We start from the raw sequence: 16,650 nt of genomic DNA, 5'->3' as shown, positions 1-16,650 counted from the left end.
TGAAATGTGGGCCATATTTGCCCCTTCCGCAAGCGCTCGCTTGACCGATCCGGCGAATGGGTGAAAACGGGCAGCCATTGGCGCGCGCCGTAGAGATAAGAAGAGGCCCCGAACGCATGAGCAAGACGATCCAGATGCCCGCTTTGTCCCCGACCATGGAGGAAGGGACTCTGGCCAAATGGCTGGTAAAGGAAGGGGATACGGTATCGTCCGGCGATCTGCTGGCGGAAATCGAAACCGACAAGGCGACGATGGAATTTGAAGCGGTGGATGAAGGCGTCATCGCCAAGATCCTCGTTTCCGAAGGTTCCGAAGGCGTCAAGGTTGGCACCGTCATCGCCATTATCGCTGAAGAGGGCGAGGATGTGGAGGCGGCGGCTGCCGGCGGCGGCAAGCCCGCGCCAAAGGCCGATCCTGTCCCCGCCAAGGCAGAGGCTGCGGCACCCGCCGCTGCCGCGCCGAAGGCTGACGCCGTGCCCGCTGCGCCAGCCTCCAGCGACAAGCGCGTCAAGGCCAGCCCGCTGGCGCGCCGCCTGGCGCAGAGCAAGGGGATCGATCTGGCTGTGGTTTCGGGGACTGGCACCAATGGCCGTATCGTCAAGAGCGATCTGGACGGCGCAAAGGAAGGCGTCGCCGCACCGGCTGCCGCGCCCGCGTCGGCTCCCGCCGCCAAGGCAGAGGCGGCAGCCCCGGCGCCCGCCGCTGCCAGCGGCGCGCAGGATTTCGGCATCCCGCACGAAGTGGTCAAACTCAGCGGCATGCGCAAGACGATCGCGCGCCGCCTGACCGAGTCCAAGCAGCAGGTGCCGCACATCTATCTGACCGTCGACATTCAGCTCGACAAGCTGCTCAAGCTGCGCAGCGAGCTCAATGCGGGCCTGGCCAGCCGCAAGGTCAAGCTGTCCGTCAACGACCTGCTGATCAAGGCGCTGGGCGTCGCGCTGATGGAAGTTCCCGAATGCAACGTGCAGTTTGCGGGCGACCAGATGCTGCAATTCAAGCGCGCCGACATCAGCGTCGCCGTGTCTATCCCCGGCGGTCTCATCACCCCGATCGTGACCGGCGCGGATGGCAAGGGCGTTGCCGCGATCTCGACCGAGATGAAGGATCTGGCCGATCGCGCCAAGGCAGGCAAATTGTCGCCCAACGAATATCAGGGCGGCACTGCATCGCTCTCCAACATGGGCATGTTCGGCATCAAGCAGTTTGAAGCCGTCATCAACCCGCCCCAGGGCATGATCATGGCGATCGGCGCAGGCGATAAGCGGCCCTATGTTGTCGACGACAGCCTTCAGATTGCGACGGTCATGTCGGCCACCGGCAGTTTCGACCATCGTGCCATTGACGGCGCCGATGGGGCGCGCCTGATGAAGGCGTTCAAGGAACTGATCGAGAATCCGATCGGCATGCTGGCCTGATGGGGCATATGGACGAACAACCGCCGGAAGCCAGTCCGGCGGTGCGCGTCATCGCCATGCCCGCCGATACCAATCCCTATGGGGACATATTCGGCGGCTGGTTGATGAGCCTGATGGATTCGGCCGCGGGATCGGTCGCGGCGCGCCACAGTCATGGCCGCGCCGTCACCATCGCGGTGGAAGGCATGACCTTCCTGCGCCCGGTCGTCGTGGGCGATGAAGTTTCGGTGTTCGCGTCCCTCAAGTCGGTCGGGCGCACGTCGATGAAGATCGACGTCGAAGCATGGCGTCGTACGCGCCACGACGATCGCAGTTATCGCGTTACCCGCGCGACCTTCACCTTCGTGGCGATTGGCGAGGATCGCCAGCCCCGTTCCGTTCCGCCGATTGCGGAAGCCTAATATACCAGAAGCGAGTGTGACCCATGGCTGATACCTACGATCTCATCGTCCTTGGCTCCGGCCCCGGCGGCTATGTCGCCGCGATCCGCGCCGCGCAGCTTGGCCTGAAAACCGCCATTGTCGAGCGTGAAAATCTGGGCGGCATCTGCCTCAACTGGGGCTGTATTCCCACCAAGGCGCTGCTGCGGTCGGCCGAGATTTTCCATTATATGCAGCACGCCAAGGATTATGGCCTGGCGGCGGAAAAGATCAGCGCCGACATCGAAGCGGTGGTGAAGCGCTCGCGCGGTGTCGCCAAGCAGCTTAATCAGGGCGTGACGCACCTGATGAAGAAGAACAAGATCGCCGTGCATATGGGCGATGGCAAGCTGACCGGAAAGGGCAAGCTGACCGTCACCAAGGACGGCAAGTCCGAAGAACTGACCGCCAAGCATATCATCATCGCGACGGGCGCCCGCGCCCGCGACCTGCCGCAGCTCAAGGCCGACGGCAAGCGCGTGTGGACCTATCGCCACGCCATGACGCCACCGGAAATGCCGACCAAGCTGCTCGTCATCGGTTCCGGCGCGATCGGCATCGAATTTGCCAGCTTCTATAACGACATGGGCGCTGACGTGACCGTCGTGGAGATGATGGACCGGATCGTCCCTGTCGAGGATGCCGACGTTTCCGCCTTCCTTGAAAAGGCAGTCAAGAAGCAGGGTATGACCGTGCTGACCGGCGCGAAGATCGAGAAGATCGCGACCAGCGACAAGGGCGTGACCGCGACGATCAAGGACAAGGCTGGCAAGGCGATAGAGGCCGAATATAGCCATGTCATCGTCGCCATCGGCATCGTCCCCAATGTCGAAAATCTGGGTCTGGAAGATGTCGGCGTCGAACCCGACCAGCGCTATCATATCAAGACCGATGCCTATGGCCGCACCAATGTCGAGGGTTTCTGGGCGATCGGCGATGTGACCGCTCCGCCATGGCTTGCGCACAAGGCGAGCCATGAGGGCGTGATCGTGGCCGAAGCCATCGCGCAGGCGCTGGGCAACAAGGATGTCCACCCCCATGCGATGGATGTGCGCAACATCCCCGGCTGCACCTATTGCCATCCGCAGATCGCCAGCGTCGGCCTGACCGAAGCAAAGGCCAAGGAAGCGGGTTACGAGGTCAAGGTCGGCATGTTCCCGTTCATCGGTAATGGCAAGGCAATCGCGCTTGGCGAAGCGGAAGGCTTCACCAAGACCGTGTTCGACGCCAAGACCGGCGAGTTGCTGGGCGCGCACATGATCGGCGCGGAAGTCACGGAGATGATCCAGGGCTATACGATCGGCAAGACGCTGGAAACGACCGAGGCGGAACTGATGCACACGGTATTCCCGCATCCGACCATTTCGGAATCGATGCATGAAAGCGTGCTGGCGGCCTATGGCCGTGCGCTCCATATCTGATCGCTGGACAGCGGTAAAAGGCGCGGGGGCTTTGGCTCTCGCGCTTTTTTGCGTCCTGGGCGTTGCGTTGATGCAGCGGGCGGGATGGCTCGACTGGCTGAATGTCGGGCTGATGGGCTGGGCGGGGACGGCGCGGGACGGCGATATTGGTCGCCATCTGACGCCGCTCATGCGGTTGGCGACTGCGATCGGCGATACGATCGGCAGGCTTGCGATATTGGCGCTGGTTCTGCCTGCGCTGCTCTGGTTGCGTCGCCGCGGCGATGCGCTGTGGCTTGCCCTGATGATGGCGGGCGGGACGGCGCTCAACCTGATACTCAAACAGATTTTCGCCGCACCGCGCCCGGACCTGCTGCCCCATCTCGACATCGTCCATAGCTATAGTTTTCCCAGCGGCCATGCGGCGGGCAACATGATGATGTTCGGCGCGCTGGCCATGCTGGCGCGGCGGCGGGGCGGCTATTGGGCGGCGGGCATGATGATCGCGTTGATCGGAGCCAGCCGGGTCTGGCTCGGCGTGCATTGGCCAAGCGACGTCACCGCCGGATGGATCGAGGGGCTGGGCTGGCTCGCGCTGTGCCGCGTCTGGCTACCAGCGCGGCGAGGGTAGCAACAACGCCCGCGTTACGCTGTCATGTGGCGGCATGCCGTCGCTGGTGACGAAACCATGGACCCAGAAACTGTCATAGGCACTGGCCGCCGCAATGAGCAGCAGCAGGCAGGCCGAGGCGGCAAACAGAGTGCGCGCGCCGCGCACGGCCCGGTCGGGGGAGAGCGCCAGCAGCACCAGCGGCAGGATCGGCAGGAAATAGCGCCCCTGCGTTCCCTGAATGAAGTCCGCGCCCGGCGGCGTGCCGGTCAAGTACATGGCGGTTTCGATCAGCACCGCGACGCCGCCGGCGACCGCCAGCCACCACAGGCGTTGCACCCCGCCAAAGCGGGCCTCCGCGCCGCTGAATATCGCCGCCGCCAGCATGACCGCCGCCAGCGGGTAGGCGATCAGCGGCAGCAGGATGGCGTTCCAGCCGAAGCGTCCGACGATCTGGAGCGCATAGACCGGCGCGCGCTCGATCACGCTCGACGTCAGGATGCGGACATAAGCGACGGGATCGTTCAGGATCACCGCCAACTGGTCGGCCAGTGGCGCGGTCAGCACGCTCTCACCCGTCTTGCGCGACATGATATGATAGAGCGCCTGACTGCCGCCAGAATATTTCATCCAGCCGATGAAGGCGGCCGCGCCCAGCGCCATCGCACCCAGGATCAGCCACATCCGCATGTCCCGCCGATATTGGGGCCAGCGCAAGCCTGCCGCCATCAACGGCAGATAGACGCCCTTGGCCAGCGCCAGCAACGGCGCCCCCAGTAGCAGTCCCGCCGATCCCCGACCCATGAAGCCGACGCGCAGCGCCAGCGCGAGTCCCAGGAAACCCATGCCGTTGATCACGGCATCGGGCGACATCGATCCGATCTGATAGGCAAAGGTGGGCAGCAGCGCCGTGCCCAGCATTGCCATCCGGCCAAAGGGCAGCAGCCGTAGCGCGGCGATCAGCAGCGCCAGCGCGACCAGCGCGTTGACGATCCGCCCGGCATAGAAACGGCCCAGTCTTGGCAGTCCCAGCGCGTCGCCGATCAGTAGGCCCGCAGCGCCCGGTGCATAGAGTGTCGGCGCATAGCTCGCGACATTGGGAAATTCGGCAAAGACGGTGCCAGGCCGCGACGCATCCGCATTCCAGCTATTTCCCAGCTTTGTCGCATCGAACCTGCGTACAGAGGCTGGCACGTCGGTGGGAAAATCGACGGCGTGGAGGTCGATGGCCGCGCGGGGCAGCGCCGCGCCGATCGCCTCACCATGTTGGGTTGTCAGCACGCCGCCTTCGGACAGAAGCAGCGCCTTCATATAATGCTGATTTTCGTCCGGCGCCTGAAACGGCGGGGTTGCCAGCGTGAAGAACAAGGTTGCAAGGCAGATCGCAACCAGCAAAAAATGTTCGAGCGCAGACCATGGCGCGGCGAACAGCATGTCGCCGCGCACTCCCTGCGCCATCCCGATCCGTTCGTTCCGCATGACAGCCCTATGCCTTTGCCTTGTCTCCGACAGGCAATAGGCCGCCAGCCCTTAACATTTCGCGCCGGTAAATGAATTTTGCCGGATCATGACCGGAACGGGAAAGGCCCGGCCGCTTTGGAAGCAACCGGGCCTTGTCCTTTTTCGCAGCGCTGAAAAAGATCAGCCGCTATAATACATGTCGAATTCGACCGGCGAAGGCGCCATTTCCCAGCGATACACTTCAGGCCATTTCAGTTCCATATAGGCGTCGATCTGGTCCTTGGTGAACACGCCGCCCTTCAGCAGGAAGTCCTGATCCTTTTCCAGGCTTTCGAGCGCTTCGCGCAGCGAGCCGCACACGGTCGGCACCTTGGCCAGTTCCACCGGCGGCAGGTCGTACAGATTCTTGTCCATGGCTTCGCCGGGGTGAATCTTGTTTTCGATCCCGTCGATACCGGCCATCAGCAACGCGGCGGTGGCGAGGTAGGAGTTGGCAAGCGGATCGGGGAAGCGGAATTCGACGCGCTTCGCCTTGGTGCCCGCACCATAGGGGATACGGCACGAAGCGGAACGGTTGCGCGCCGAATAGGCGAGCAGCACGGGGGCTTCAAAGCCGGGCACCAGGCGCTTGTAGCTGTTGGTGGTCGGGTTGGTGAAGGCGTTGAGCGCCTTGGCATGCTTGATCACGCCGCCGATGAAGAACAGGCAGGTATCGGACAGGCCGGCATAGCCGTCACCGGCAAAGGTGTTCTGGCCCTTGTTCCAGATCGAAATATGCGTGTGCATACCCGAACCATTGTCGGCCTTGATCGGCTTGGGCATGAAGGTTGCGGTCTTGCCATAGGCCTGGGCAACCATCTTCACGACATATTTGTAGATCTGGATGCGGTCGCAGGTTTCGACCAGCTTGCCGAAGGTCAGGCCCAGTTCGTGCTGGCTGCCGGCGACTTCATGGTGATGCTTGTCCATGGGCAGGCCCATTTCCATCAGCGTGGTCACCATTTCGGCGCGAATGTCGGTGGTCACGTCGACCGGGCCGACCGGGAAATAGCCGCCCTTGGCGCGGGGACGGTGACCCATATTGCCGCCGTCATATTTCGTGCCGCTGTTGGTGGGCAGTTCGATATCGTCCAGCTTGTAGAAGCTGGAATTGTAGGTGTTGTCGAATTCGACGCTGTCGAACATGAAGAATTCAGGTTCCGGGCCGATATAGACGGTGTCACCAAGGCCCGTCGACTGGAGGAACATTTCCGCGCGCTTGGCGGTCGAACGCGGATCGCGCGAATAGAGCGAACCATCTTCGGGTTCGACGATGTCGCACACCAGGATCATCATCGGCGTCGCGCTGAACGGATCGAAGAATACCGCGTCCAGATCGGGCTTCAGGATCATGTCCGATTCGTTGATTTCCTTCCAGCCCTCGATCGAGGAGCCGTCGAACATCAGGCCGTCAGTCAGCTCATCTTCGCCAATGACGTTCGCGCACATCGTCAGGTGGTGCCAGGTGCCCTTGGGATCGGTAAAACGGACATCGACCCACTCGATCTCCTTTTCCTCGATCATCTTGAGAATGTCTTTTGGCGTATTGGCCATGTGCGCTTGCCCTTCTCGTTTATTACCCCCCGAAGGGGTAGATGGATGCCCGTTGTTCCGTCGCCCCGATGCCGGGATGACCAGAATTTGCGTGAAATCAGATCGCGTCGCTGTCCCGCTCGCCGGTGCGGATCCGCACGGCGCCCTCGACGTTGGAAATGAAAATCTTGCCGTCGCCGATGCGTCCGGTCTGCGCTGCGGCGCAAATCGCCTCCACCACCCGGTCGGCCAGCGCATCGTCGACGACGACTTCCAGCTTCACCTTGGGCAGGAAATCGACGACATATTCAGCGCCGCGATAAAGTTCGGTATGACCTTTCTGGCGGCCAAAGCCCTTGGCTTCGGTCACGGTAATGCCCGACACGCCCACTTCGTGGAGTGCTTCCTTCACCTCGTCCAGCTTGAACGGCTTGATGATGGCTTCGACTTTTTTCATCACTAGTATTCCCAACCCATAACGCACGACAGAATGCGGGTGCGACCCGCATTCCTCTCTCCTCAAGTGACGTTCGTCATGCCCCCCAAAAGGCCAGGCGCCGTCCCTCTTGATATCCAATTACCGTGCCAAATGGCGAATCGCTAGAACATGCTTTCGGCGATGCAGCAATCTTTGTCCATATTGCCCGGATTCAGGGCATTTCCCTGCCAGGCTGCCCGTTTTTTAAGCAGTCGTTGGCGCGCGCTCAGCTATAGGGCGGCGCATCCAGTCCGGCAGGGCTCTTCGTGAAAATCTCGCATCCGGTTTCGGTAATGCCGATACTATGTTCGAACTGGGCGGACAGGGTGCGGTCGCGCGTTACCGCCGTCCAGCCATCTTCCATCATCCTGACGCCGGGCTTGCCGATATTGATCATCGGTTCGATCGTGAAGAACATGCCGGGCTTGAGTTCCGGGCCCGTACCGGGGCGGCCGATATGCACGACCTCCGGGCTGTCATGAAACACCCGGCCCAGGCCATGGCCGCAAAAATCACGGACCACGCCATAGCGGTGCTTTTCGGCGTGCCGCTGGATCACATGGCCAATGTCGCCCAGATGGTTGCCGGGCTTTGCCTGCTCGATGCCCAGCATCAGACATTCATAGGTCACCTCGACCAGCCGCCGCGCCTTGATCGGCGCATCACCCGCGATGAACATGCGGCTGGTGTCGCCATGCCACCCATCGACCAGCGGGGTAACGTCGATATTGACGATATCGCCGTCCTTCAGCCGATAATCGCCGGGGATGCCGTGGCAGATGACGTTGTTGATCGATGTGCAGCAACTATGGGTATAGCCGCGATAGCCAAGCGTCGCGGGCACGCCGCCACCGTCCAGCGTCATCTGGCGCACGATGTCGTCCAGTTCGCCGGTCGTCACGCCCGGTACGACATGGGGCACCAACGCATCGAGTATCTCGGCCGCCAGCCGTCCGGCGCGGCGCATGCCTTCAAAACCCGCCGCGTCATATAATTTGATCGCGGCCGAACGGGAAATCGGCGCATCGGCCGTCATCGTCATATATTCGGTCATGACATGACTATAGGGGCACCCGCGCCATAATGCGAGAGGGGCGGCCAGTGGTCCGATCCCGATATTCGATTGAGCGTGAGGGGATGTCACACGCGCATGCCCGATACGCAGCGGACCATCAGAAATATTTGATTTCCAGCGGGCTTTACGATGTCAAAATCAATCCACTAGGCAGGGCGCCATGCGCAGGCTATGGACGCGCCATGGCCGATCCTACCCGCATCTGGACCGCAGCGCTGATCGTGATCGGCGACGAAATCCTGTCTGGCCGCACGCAGGACAAGAATATCAGCCAGATCGCGACCTGGCTCAATGTTCAGGGCATCCGCCTGCGCGAAGTGCGGGTGGTGGCGGACGATAGCGACGCCATCGTCGAATCAGTCAACATCCTGCGCGCGCGCAACGATTATCTGTTCACCACCGGCGGCATCGGCCCGACCCATGACGATATAACCGTCGATGCGATCGCGGCGGCGCTGGGCGTGCCGGTGGAAGTGCATCCTCAGGCGCGGGCGATGCTGGCGGGCTATTATGAAACGCGCGGTGGGCTGACCGAAGCGCGGCTGCGCATGGCGCGGGTTCCCGCCGGGGCCAGCCTGATCGAAAACCGCATGTCGGGCGCGCCGGGTATCCGCCATGGCAATATCTTCATCATGGCGGGCGTGCCGCACATCACCGCCGGGATGCTGGACAGCCTGACCGGCACGCTGGAGGGCGGGCTGCCGCTGCTGTCCGCCACGATCGGCTGCTGGGTTGCAGAGAGCGAGATTGCCGACCTGCTGGGCGCGGCGGAGCAGGCGCATGAGGGATGCCAGATTGGCAGCTATCCCTTTTTCCGCGAAGGGCGCACGGGCGCGAACTTCGTCGTGCGTTCGACCGACGCGAGCGCGCTCAACCAGTGCCTCACGGCGCTCAGCACGGCGCTCGAACAGGGCGGATGGCCCGTCATCCCGAACGGGATCTAAAGGTCAGCGCTTCGCCGCAAACCAGATGACATGGCGCGGCCCCTTGCCATTGTCGCGCGCCTTCACCGCCACTTCGTCGACGGCAAATTTGGCATTGCGCAGGCGGCGGGTGAAGGCATCGTCCGACCCGGCCGACCAGACGGCCAGAATGCCGCCGGGGCGTAGCGCATCGCGCGCAATCGCGAGTCCCTGAGCGGAATAGAGCCGGTCATTCGCCACCATGGTCAGCCCGTCAGGCCCATTATCCACATCCAGCAGGATCGCATCATAGCTGCTCCTGCCGTCCGCGATCACGCTCGCCACGTCGCCCATGACGAGTTCGACGCGCGGATCATCCAGGCATCCGGCAGCCAGATCGACCATCGGGCCACGCGCCCATGCGATGATTTCCGGCACCAGTTCTACCAGCGTGATCCGCGCGTCGGCGGGCAGGATCGCCAGCGCTGCGCGCAGGGTAAAGCCCATGCCATATCCGCCGATGAGCAGATGAGGCGCCTTGCGGCCCGCCAGCCGCTCGATCGTCATGACCGCCAGCGCCTTTTCCGACCCGCTCATACGGCTGCTCATCAATTCGTTGCGATCCAGCACGATCATGAAGTCGCCGCCCCGGCGGTAGAGCTTCAATTCCTCCCCGCCCGGAATGGCGGCGGAGCCAAGATATTCGCGCGGGATCATGCTGGTGTCTTTCCTGGATGATATGTCGCTGGCGCGCATGGCAGCTTGGCAAGCCCCGCGCAAATGCTACAGGCATTCGCAGATGCCGTCTTGCGATGGCCAGACCTATCGAACGGCAGGCAGTTCCTTTTTTCATGCGCTATTTTCTCGACACTGAATTTAACGGTTTTGGCGGTGGGCTGATCAGCGTCGCGCTGGTTCCCGAACATGGCGACCAGGAATTTTACGTCGCGCTGCCGCTGCCGGACGATGTCGAGCCATGGGTGGCGCAGCATGTCGTCCCCTATCTGCGCCATGTGCCGCCGGGCATATATCTGGAACTCAACCGGGCGGATGCGGCCGATCATGTCGCCGCCTATCTGGAAGGGGATGATGATCCGCTGATCATCGCCGACTGGCCGGAGGATCTGGCCCATTTCTGCGCTTTGCTGGTGAAGGGGCCGGGCCTGATGGCGGGGGTCGATTTCGGTCTGCGGCTGGAACTGATCAATGCCGCGGGCTTTAGCGCGGCCGCCAACAGCCGGGTGCCGCACAACGCCCTGCACGACGCGCGGGCGCTGCGGGATTTCTACCTCGCCGATTGAGGCGCAGCGGCGCGGCCGACCCGCGCCCGCTCCAGCCACCACAGCAGCGCGCTTGCCAGCAACCAGCCGATCGCGAACGGCCAGGGCGATCCTGGGACTGACTTGCCCATGGCGGCCTTTTCGCCCGATGCTGGCGGGCGCAGCATCAACATGGCGTCCCGATCCCGCGCGGCCCGCATCACCGGCAGGGCATTGGCAGGCTGGACGTAGAAGGGCGTGGCCTGGCCATCGCCCGCCCGGCGCAGCTGATGCCAGCCAGCCTTGTCGGGCCAGAAGGCGCCGCATCCCGCTACCGGCAACAGGTTTGCCATCCGTCCATCCGGGCCTTCGACCTCAGCAGGGGTGGTCAGGCCGCACAGGATCATCCGCTCGCCCGCCCATCCCGGTGTCGTGATGGGCGTCATGCCGGGGGCGGGGCGTGCAACGGTCGCCAGCATCGCGCTCCACCAGTCGCCATGCAGCCCCCGATGGCCCGTCAGCGTCAGCGCATAGCTGTCGATACCAGTGAACAGCGCAACTCGCCCGCTATCAACCGCCCGCCAGGCCGCCAGCGTCACGCCACCCGCATCGCGCAGCAAGGGCACGGCGTTCTCACCCTCCGGCGTCAGGCCAAGACGGCTGATCTCCGGCAGCATTTCGTCGGGCAGGGCCAGGTCCGCTGGCCTGTCGTCGCTGCCGATACCCTGCCGGGTGCGCGCGATGGTGGGAGCAAGGGGCTTGGGCAGGGCGAGGGGAACCAAGCCACCCTTGCCCGTCAGGCCAAAGCCCAACGCCTGCCATTGTCCGCGCGTCGTCGCGTCGATCGGCCCGCTGGGGTGCAGGATCAGCCCCAGCCCGTTGCGCGCCGCGTCCATCAGCACGCCGCGCCGCGCTGCCCAGCTGCGGTCATCGACGATCGCTGCGTCGAACTTGCGGAGCGTTGCGCCGTCCATCGCGATCGGCGCGTCGCCCAGCGCAATGCCGCCCCCCGCGCTCATTTGCGTTGTCACGGCAAAGCCAGCATCGGCAGCCCAGCGGCGCAGATATTTGACTTCGGCATTGGGCGCTGCCGACAGGATTAGCAGGCGCGGGGCTGGGCTGTCAGCGACCAGTAGCGGGACGCTGGCCTGTTCGACGGTGCGGCGGCCATCGCGCACGCGCATGGTGAACAGCACGGCCCCAGCGGCGCGCGCGGTGCCGGTCAGCGCAAAGCGCCCATCGGCGTCGGCCTGAACGCTGTCCGTCACTTGCCCGGCCGGGTCGAGCAATTCGACGGTGGCGCTGGGGAGGGCGCTCAACTGCCCGCCCAGGCTGAAGCTGCTCCCCGGCGCGACGAGCGTCGGCGGGGCAACATGGCTGATACCCTGACGCAGAGGGCGCGGCTCAAAACGGACGGCGACTCGCTTTGCCGCTTCCATGTCGCGCGGCGGCAGGCCGTCGCCCAGTATGATAATCTCGCTGGTGCCGGGGTGCCGCCGCAAGGCGGTCGCAAGATCGGGCACATGTTCGCCAGGGCGAATGTCGGGCGCTTCGGGCAGCAGGACCATAGGACCAGCCGCCAGACGAGACGTGCCGCGTGTCGCGATCCGCAGCGCGTCGCTGCTCATGGTCGTCGCAGGGGGAAATAGCGTCAAAAACAACAATATTCCGCACACCGGCTGGAGCAGCAGCAGCGCGATCAATCGCCTGGGCGACGGCGCGCTTGCGCTACGATGCCACAGGATCAGACGAACGCTCGCCACAATCATGGCCGCGCCCAACAGGATGGCGGTCATCCATGCGGCGGTCATGGCTTGCCCCCTCCTATCGCCCCAAGATAGCGCGCACCGCCAGCATCGGCGGGACGGCGGCGGGCAGGCTGGGCCGGCGGTCGTTCCATGGCGGTCCAGAGAAGGGCGCGCAACTTGGCGCGGCAGGGCAGACAGGCGGGATCGCGGCGGACGGCGTCGATCGCCCCTGAAAGCGCCAGCGGATCGGGCAAATGGGCGGATTGCCCCCGCGCCCAGCGGTCGAGCGCATCCAGCGCGATCGGCCCCCGGATCGCGCCCGGCCCATCGCCCAGCGCGCGCCAGGCCGCCGCAGCGGGACCGTCCCGTCCTTCGACCGGGCTGATCGCCAGAACGCGGCTGGCCAGCCCCTCCCGCTTGCCGGTCATGCGGCGACTGGGGTCGATCGGTGAAAGTTCCGGCCCTACCCGCGACAGGAAGATGCGGGTCGCCTGCTGCACCTCCTTGATGAAACGCAGCGCGCGATAGGCAAAGGGCAGCGCCAGATCGGGATGGCCTTGCCTCAACTGCACCTCGGACTGCCACATTTCATCGACCGCTTTCTTCAGGATGGCGCGGGTTTCGGGATCGAGGCTGGACGCGGGCGAATCATCATGCGCGTGGCCAAAGTCCGCCAGCACATCCTCCGGCGCGCCAAAGCCCGGCGCGGGTCGCCGCGGTGCGCCGCCATGGTCATGGCCATGATCATGGCCATGATCGTGCCCTTCATCGTGATCGTGGTCGTGATCATGATCATGGTCGTGCCCTTGATCGTGGTCATGGCCATCATCGTCGCTATGCTGTTCGCCATGATTGGGGGGCGGTTCCGGTTCGCCTTCCTCTTCGCCGCCCAGAAACTGGCTGTAACGGCCGCGCAATATCCGTTGGTCGCTGCCGATGCTGGCGGAACGGGCAAGATAGCGATCGGCGGCAAGGCGGCGCTTCTGCTTGAGGAGCGCTTCAGCATCGATGATGATCTGTCGCTGACTGCGGAAATAGGCAGGCAGGGTGATGTTGACCATGCCCTCCAGCCCGCTGCTTTCGGGCTGCCTGGACGATGGCCAGCGCAGGATCAGGCTGGGGCCGCGCACTTCCTGCGCAGCGGGTTGCCGCATGTCGCGCACGATGAGTTGCACCACCATGTCGCCGCCCGCGCTAAACCCAAGAGCGCCGAAATCCAGTCGGGGGCTGAAACGTCGATCGCGTGGCGGGCCGCTGCCCGAAACCGCTATTTCGCGCTCGCTGAAGGTCACATTCTCGCCCTCGCCGATTGCCAGCGTGACGCGGAGCCGCGCGGTGGCGGCGACGCCATAATCGTCCGTGGCGGCAAAGACCGGGGTCCAGTTGCGCTGACCGGCCTGTACCATCGTCAGGCTGGCGGCCGGGCTGATCGCGCGCACCTGTGGTGGACTGTCGGCAATGGCGTCGACCCGATGGAGAGGCGGCGTCGGGCCACGGCCCGATGCGGGATCGACGCGATAGAGGAAGGAGGCGTCGAGCAGGCGGCTGGCGATCCAGTTCGGGCCGTCGCGGCGCAGGGCGATGGGCGCGCCCCCGACCGGCAGGATCGCCGGGACAGTTGCTTGCGGATCAAAGCGCAGCGTCCATTCGATCCGCGATCCAACCGGCGCGCGCGCGTCCAGCGATGCGGAATCGCGCGGCGGCAGCCCGGTATAGGCAGGCGGGATGATCCGCAGATTCTGCGCGGTCAGACGCGGGATGCCGGGCGTTGCGGGCAGCGCTTCCGTGCTGGGGGCCAGCGTCGGTGGCCCATGACCGGGGCGTGGCCAGAACAGCGCGAGGCCGACCGCGATCAAGCCCATGATCCCCGCGAGCAGGATCAGGCGGCGCGACCAGTCGGGACGCAGGCTGTCGGGACTGTCGCGGTCGATCCTGCCGAGCAGCCGCGCCTGCTGGAGCCGCTCAAGCGGGCCAAGTAGAGCAGGGTCGGCGAACAACAGGTTGGCGCTGTCCTCCATGTCCGGCCGGTCGCGATCCAGCGCATGGACCAGCCAGGCTTGATCATAGCGCCGGGCACGATAGCGCGCGGCAAACAGGGCGATTGCCGCTGCGATCATGGCGGCCGCAACGGCGGCGATGATGCCCGACAAGCGCCAGCCAATGGCCGCAAGTCCCACGACCAGCGGCACGGCGAGGGCGAGACTGTCGGCCATCACCCGATATTTTGCGGGAGCCGTCCAGCGGGCGAGCAGATCGTTCGCACTCATGGACTGATACCCCGGCTGCGGCGGGTCGCCAGCCAGCGTTCGGCGATCAGCAGCGCCGCAATCAGGATCGCCAGCCACGGGCGCATATCCTGCGGCGGCTGATCATAGGCGCGTCCGCCAGTCAGCGGCGCATAGTCGGCGGCGGCAACCCGCGCTGGCGGCGGCGGGGCCGGGGTCAGCACGGCACGCAGACGGGTGGGGAAATCGGCGTCCAGCAGGGCCGGCATCATGGCCGGGGTCAATGGACGGGTGAAGCGCAGCAGCCGCCCCTGGCCCAAAGGCATAGCCTCTACCAGCGGTGCGCCGAGTGCGTCACGCCAGAGCGGCGCGCGCGGCGTGTCGGCCGGAACCAGCATGTCTGACGCGACCAGCGCCGTGCCGCCCTGCTTGATCCAGCGGCTCAGCCCGTCCGGCACTGTCCCGCCGCCCAGCCAGATCAGAACATGGCGCTGGTCCGGCAGTGGCGCATCGATCGCGCCTGTGTCGATCGCGGCATCCCGACCAGCGGGTTGCCATGCCAGCGCGGCGGCGCGCAGGTAGCGGATGCCGCCGCGATGCTGCGCATCATATCGGATCGCCAGCGGCGCTATTGGGGCAGGCTGGGTACGCGGGGCAGGCATGGCGCCCGGCGCGATCCGCCATTCCGGCTTGCGCGACAGGCGGAGACGGTCGGCATCCGCCCCTTCGATGACCTGCGGCGTGATGATGGTCAGCGGAACATCGGCAGGCATTTCCGCGTCAAGCTGACGGATCAGGCTGGCGACGGGGAATGGGCCGGATGGCGACGGCTGGTCGATCGACGGAAAGCCGGGGGCCAGCCAGACCGATCGGACATCGCCAATGGGCGCACGGGCGGGATCGACACCGGGGACCAACGCCGCGACGGGCCTGCGGTCTCCGGCCCCGAACAGCACGGGCTGGGCAAGCCACAGCGCGACCAGCGCCAAGAGGAGGAGGCGCAGCAGCAGCAGCGGCCATTCGTCGAACCGCAGCCGCGATCGAGGCCGGGGCTTTTGCCGCAACCAGCGCAAGGCGGCGAAGTCGGTCGGCACCTGCTCGCTGCGCCGGGCGATATGGATGACCAGCGGGACGATGAGCGCCAGCAGCGCGGCCAGCGCGCCGGGCAGCAACAGGGCTGGCGTCATTGATATTCCGCCGCTTCATGCGCGCCGAACAGGCGGCGCAGCGGCACGTCGATCGGCTGGTCGAGCATGTGGGTGGCGTAACGGATTCCCACCGCGTCCAGCCGATCATGCAGCGCATCGCGCGCCGCCCCGAAACGGGCAAGAAATTCGCTGCGTAGGGCGGGACCGTCCGCCAGCAATTCCTCGCCCGTTTCGGGATCGCGGAATCGATAGCCGCCATCGAAAGGAAAATCGCGCTCGGCCACCGTCAGCATTTCGATCAGCAATGTCTCGCGACCCGCCGCCGCCAGCTTTTCCGCCAGTTCGACCGCGCCGGGATCGAAACAGTCGCTGAGCAGAATGACCAGATCGCGCGCGCCGATCCGCTCCCACACCGGGCCAAGCTGGTCCTCCGGCGCAAAGCCGCCGACCGCGTTCACTCCAATCAGTTCCAGCAGCAGCCGGTCCCGCTGCCGTGCGCCACTGGCGGGCGGTAACAGCGCCAGACCCTGATCGCTCAGCGCCATCCAGCCAAAACGATCGCCCTGCCGCATCGCCAGATCGGCAATGCAGGCCGCCAGTCCTTTTGCGGCGTCGAAGCGGCTATAGTCCGGGCGCGCGGCATCGGCCTGCGTCATCGAAGCACTGGCATCCATCAATATCCACACCGCGACCGGGCTTTCGCGCTCCGCTTCGCGCACGAAGAATTTGTCGGACCGGGCGTAGAGTTTCCAGTCGATCTGGCGCAATTCGTCGCCGCGCTCATAGGCACGATATTGAGCGAATTCGAGGCCCGCGCCCCGGCTGTGGCTCTGGTGCAGCCCGATGCCATGCGATCCCACCGCCCGGCGCGTGACGAGGCGCAGGCTTTTCAGCCTGTTCCGCACGTCAGGGGGGATGAAATCGACCATGCGCGG

At 64.8% G+C, this 16,650-nt stretch carries 15 protein-coding genes; 6 read left to right on the top strand and 9 right to left on the bottom strand.

Going from position 1 to position 16,650, the window contains the following annotated elements:
* Positions 1-116: 116 nt before the first annotated feature.
* Genes CJD35_RS13420 through CJD35_RS13405 form a run of 4 tightly spaced genes read left to right on the top strand, consistent with a single transcriptional unit; the run spans position 117 to position 3,868 of the window.
* A complete protein-coding gene (locus tag CJD35_RS13420; RefSeq protein ID WP_017182226.1) occupies positions 117-1,418 on the top strand; it encodes a pyruvate dehydrogenase complex dihydrolipoamide acetyltransferase in 1,302 nt (433 codons plus the stop codon).
* Complete coding sequence (locus tag CJD35_RS13415; protein ID WP_017182225.1) at positions 1,418-1,819, top strand: acyl-CoA thioesterase; 402 nt, start codon at positions 1,418-1,420, stop codon at positions 1,817-1,819. The genes CJD35_RS13420 and CJD35_RS13415 overlap by 1 nt, the downstream gene beginning before the upstream one ends.
* Positions 1,820-1,842: 23 nt before the next feature.
* Positions 1,843-3,258 (top strand): dihydrolipoyl dehydrogenase, encoded by a 1,416-nt coding sequence (lpdA, locus tag CJD35_RS13410; RefSeq protein WP_017182224.1) that lies wholly within the window; start codon positions 1,843-1,845, stop codon positions 3,256-3,258.
* On the top strand, positions 3,236-3,868 hold the full coding sequence (locus CJD35_RS13405) for a phosphatase PAP2 family protein (RefSeq protein WP_017182223.1): 633 nt from the start codon (positions 3,236-3,238) through the stop codon (positions 3,866-3,868). The genes lpdA and CJD35_RS13405 overlap by 23 nt, the downstream gene beginning before the upstream one ends.
* Here CJD35_RS13405 and CJD35_RS13400 read toward each other — a convergent pair.
* The 4 genes from CJD35_RS13400 to map all read right to left on the bottom strand — a co-directional run bounded on the left by CJD35_RS13400 (position 3,848) and on the right by map (position 8,412).
* A complete protein-coding gene (locus CJD35_RS13400; protein WP_017182222.1) occupies positions 3,848-5,326 on the bottom strand; it encodes a DUF2142 domain-containing protein in 1,479 nt (492 codons plus the stop codon). The genes CJD35_RS13405 and CJD35_RS13400 overlap by 21 nt on opposite strands.
* Positions 5,327-5,488: 162 nt before the next feature.
* Positions 5,489-6,901 carry a type I glutamate--ammonia ligase gene (glnA, locus tag CJD35_RS13395; protein ID WP_017182221.1) on the bottom strand — a complete coding sequence of 471 codons (1,413 nt, stop codon included), beginning with the start codon at positions 6,899-6,901 and terminating at the stop codon, positions 5,489-5,491.
* Positions 6,902-6,998: 97 nt separating this feature from the next.
* Complete coding sequence (locus CJD35_RS13390; RefSeq protein WP_017182220.1) at positions 6,999-7,337, bottom strand: P-II family nitrogen regulator; 339 nt, start codon at positions 7,335-7,337, stop codon at positions 6,999-7,001.
* A gap of 247 nt (positions 7,338-7,584) precedes the next feature.
* Positions 7,585-8,412 carry a type I methionyl aminopeptidase gene (gene map, locus CJD35_RS13385; protein WP_017182219.1) on the bottom strand — a complete coding sequence of 276 codons (828 nt, stop codon included), beginning with the start codon at positions 8,410-8,412 and terminating at the stop codon, positions 7,585-7,587.
* Positions 8,413-8,615: 203 nt separating this feature from the next.
* On the opposite strand from map, the gene CJD35_RS13380 reads away from it, so the two are divergent.
* The gene (locus tag CJD35_RS13380; RefSeq protein WP_017182218.1) at positions 8,616-9,377 is read left to right on the top strand and encodes a competence/damage-inducible protein A; all 762 of its coding nucleotides are present in this window, start codon (positions 8,616-8,618) and stop codon (positions 9,375-9,377) included.
* A gap of 3 nt (positions 9,378-9,380) precedes the next feature.
* Here the strand turns inward: CJD35_RS13380 and CJD35_RS13375 are convergent, their stop codons facing one another.
* A complete protein-coding gene (locus tag CJD35_RS13375) occupies positions 9,381-10,052 on the bottom strand; it encodes a spermidine synthase (RefSeq protein WP_026002232.1) in 672 nt (223 codons plus the stop codon).
* 134 nt (positions 10,053-10,186) lie between these two features.
* On the opposite strand from CJD35_RS13375, the gene CJD35_RS13370 reads away from it, so the two are divergent.
* On the top strand, positions 10,187-10,636 hold the full coding sequence (locus tag CJD35_RS13370) for a hypothetical protein (protein WP_017182216.1): 450 nt from the start codon (positions 10,187-10,189) through the stop codon (positions 10,634-10,636).
* On the opposite strand, the gene CJD35_RS13365 is transcribed toward CJD35_RS13370, so the two are convergent.
* The 4 genes from CJD35_RS13365 to CJD35_RS13350 are packed head-to-tail and all read right to left on the bottom strand — an operon-like array spanning position 10,621 to position 16,644.
* Complete coding sequence (locus tag CJD35_RS13365; RefSeq protein WP_095687108.1) at positions 10,621-12,405, bottom strand: carboxypeptidase-like regulatory domain-containing protein; 1,785 nt, start codon at positions 12,403-12,405, stop codon at positions 10,621-10,623. The two genes, CJD35_RS13370 and CJD35_RS13365, sit on opposite strands and share 16 nt — an antisense overlap.
* Positions 12,402-14,609, bottom strand: coding sequence for a DUF4175 family protein (locus CJD35_RS23415; RefSeq protein WP_017182214.1), 2,208 nt, complete (start codon positions 14,607-14,609; stop codon positions 12,402-12,404). Before CJD35_RS23415 ends, CJD35_RS13365 begins: the two co-directional genes overlap by 4 nt.
* Positions 14,606-15,754 carry a BatA domain-containing protein gene (locus CJD35_RS13355; protein ID WP_095687107.1) on the bottom strand — a complete coding sequence of 383 codons (1,149 nt, stop codon included), beginning with the start codon at positions 15,752-15,754 and terminating at the stop codon, positions 14,606-14,608. Before CJD35_RS13355 ends, CJD35_RS23415 begins: the two co-directional genes overlap by 4 nt.
* On the bottom strand, positions 15,751-16,644 hold the full coding sequence (locus CJD35_RS13350) for a DUF58 domain-containing protein (RefSeq protein WP_017182212.1): 894 nt from the start codon (positions 16,642-16,644) through the stop codon (positions 15,751-15,753). The genes CJD35_RS13355 and CJD35_RS13350 overlap by 4 nt, the downstream gene beginning before the upstream one ends.
* Positions 16,645-16,650: the final 6 nt, after the last annotated feature.

Source organism: Sphingobium xenophagum (assembly GCF_002288285.1).
Lineage (GTDB): Bacteria > Pseudomonadota > Alphaproteobacteria > Sphingomonadales > Sphingomonadaceae > Sphingobium > Sphingobium xenophagum.
Note: the sequence above shows the minus strand (reverse complement) of the source record. Positions and strands in the feature narration are given on the sequence as shown.

Bases quoted from the DNA above. Each gene is read 5' to 3' on its own strand.
- CJD35_RS13420 (WP_017182226.1), top strand. From the start codon at position 117: ATGAGCAAGACGATCCAGATGCCCGCTTTGTCCCCGACCATGGAGGAA.
- CJD35_RS13415 (WP_017182225.1), top strand. From the start codon at position 1,418: ATGGGGCATATGGACGAACAACCGCCGGAAGCCAGTCCGGCGGTGCGC.
- lpdA (WP_017182224.1), top strand. From the start codon at position 1,843: ATGGCTGATACCTACGATCTCATCGTCCTTGGCTCCGGCCCCGGCGGC.
- CJD35_RS13405 (WP_017182223.1), top strand. From the start codon at position 3,236: ATGGCCGTGCGCTCCATATCTGATCGCTGGACAGCGGTAAAAGGCGCG.
- CJD35_RS13400 (WP_017182222.1), bottom strand. From the start codon at position 5,326: ATGCGGAACGAACGGATCGGGATGGCGCAGGGAGTGCGCGGCGACATG.
- glnA (WP_017182221.1), bottom strand. From the start codon at position 6,901: ATGGCCAATACGCCAAAAGACATTCTCAAGATGATCGAGGAAAAGGAG.
- CJD35_RS13390 (WP_017182220.1), bottom strand. From the start codon at position 7,337: ATGAAAAAAGTCGAAGCCATCATCAAGCCGTTCAAGCTGGACGAGGTG.
- map (WP_017182219.1), bottom strand. From the start codon at position 8,412: ATGACCGAATATATGACGATGACGGCCGATGCGCCGATTTCCCGTTCG.
- CJD35_RS13380 (WP_017182218.1), top strand. From the start codon at position 8,616: ATGGCCGATCCTACCCGCATCTGGACCGCAGCGCTGATCGTGATCGGC.
- CJD35_RS13375 (WP_026002232.1), bottom strand. From the start codon at position 10,052: ATGATCCCGCGCGAATATCTTGGCTCCGCCGCCATTCCGGGCGGGGAG.
- CJD35_RS13370 (WP_017182216.1), top strand. From the start codon at position 10,187: ATGCGCTATTTTCTCGACACTGAATTTAACGGTTTTGGCGGTGGGCTG.
- CJD35_RS13365 (WP_095687108.1), bottom strand. From the start codon at position 12,405: ATGACCGCCGCATGGATGACCGCCATCCTGTTGGGCGCGGCCATGATT.
- CJD35_RS23415 (WP_017182214.1), bottom strand. From the start codon at position 14,609: ATGAGTGCGAACGATCTGCTCGCCCGCTGGACGGCTCCCGCAAAATAT.
- CJD35_RS13355 (WP_095687107.1), bottom strand. From the start codon at position 15,754: ATGACGCCAGCCCTGTTGCTGCCCGGCGCGCTGGCCGCGCTGCTGGCG.
- CJD35_RS13350 (WP_017182212.1), bottom strand. From the start codon at position 16,644: ATGGTCGATTTCATCCCCCCTGACGTGCGGAACAGGCTGAAAAGCCTG.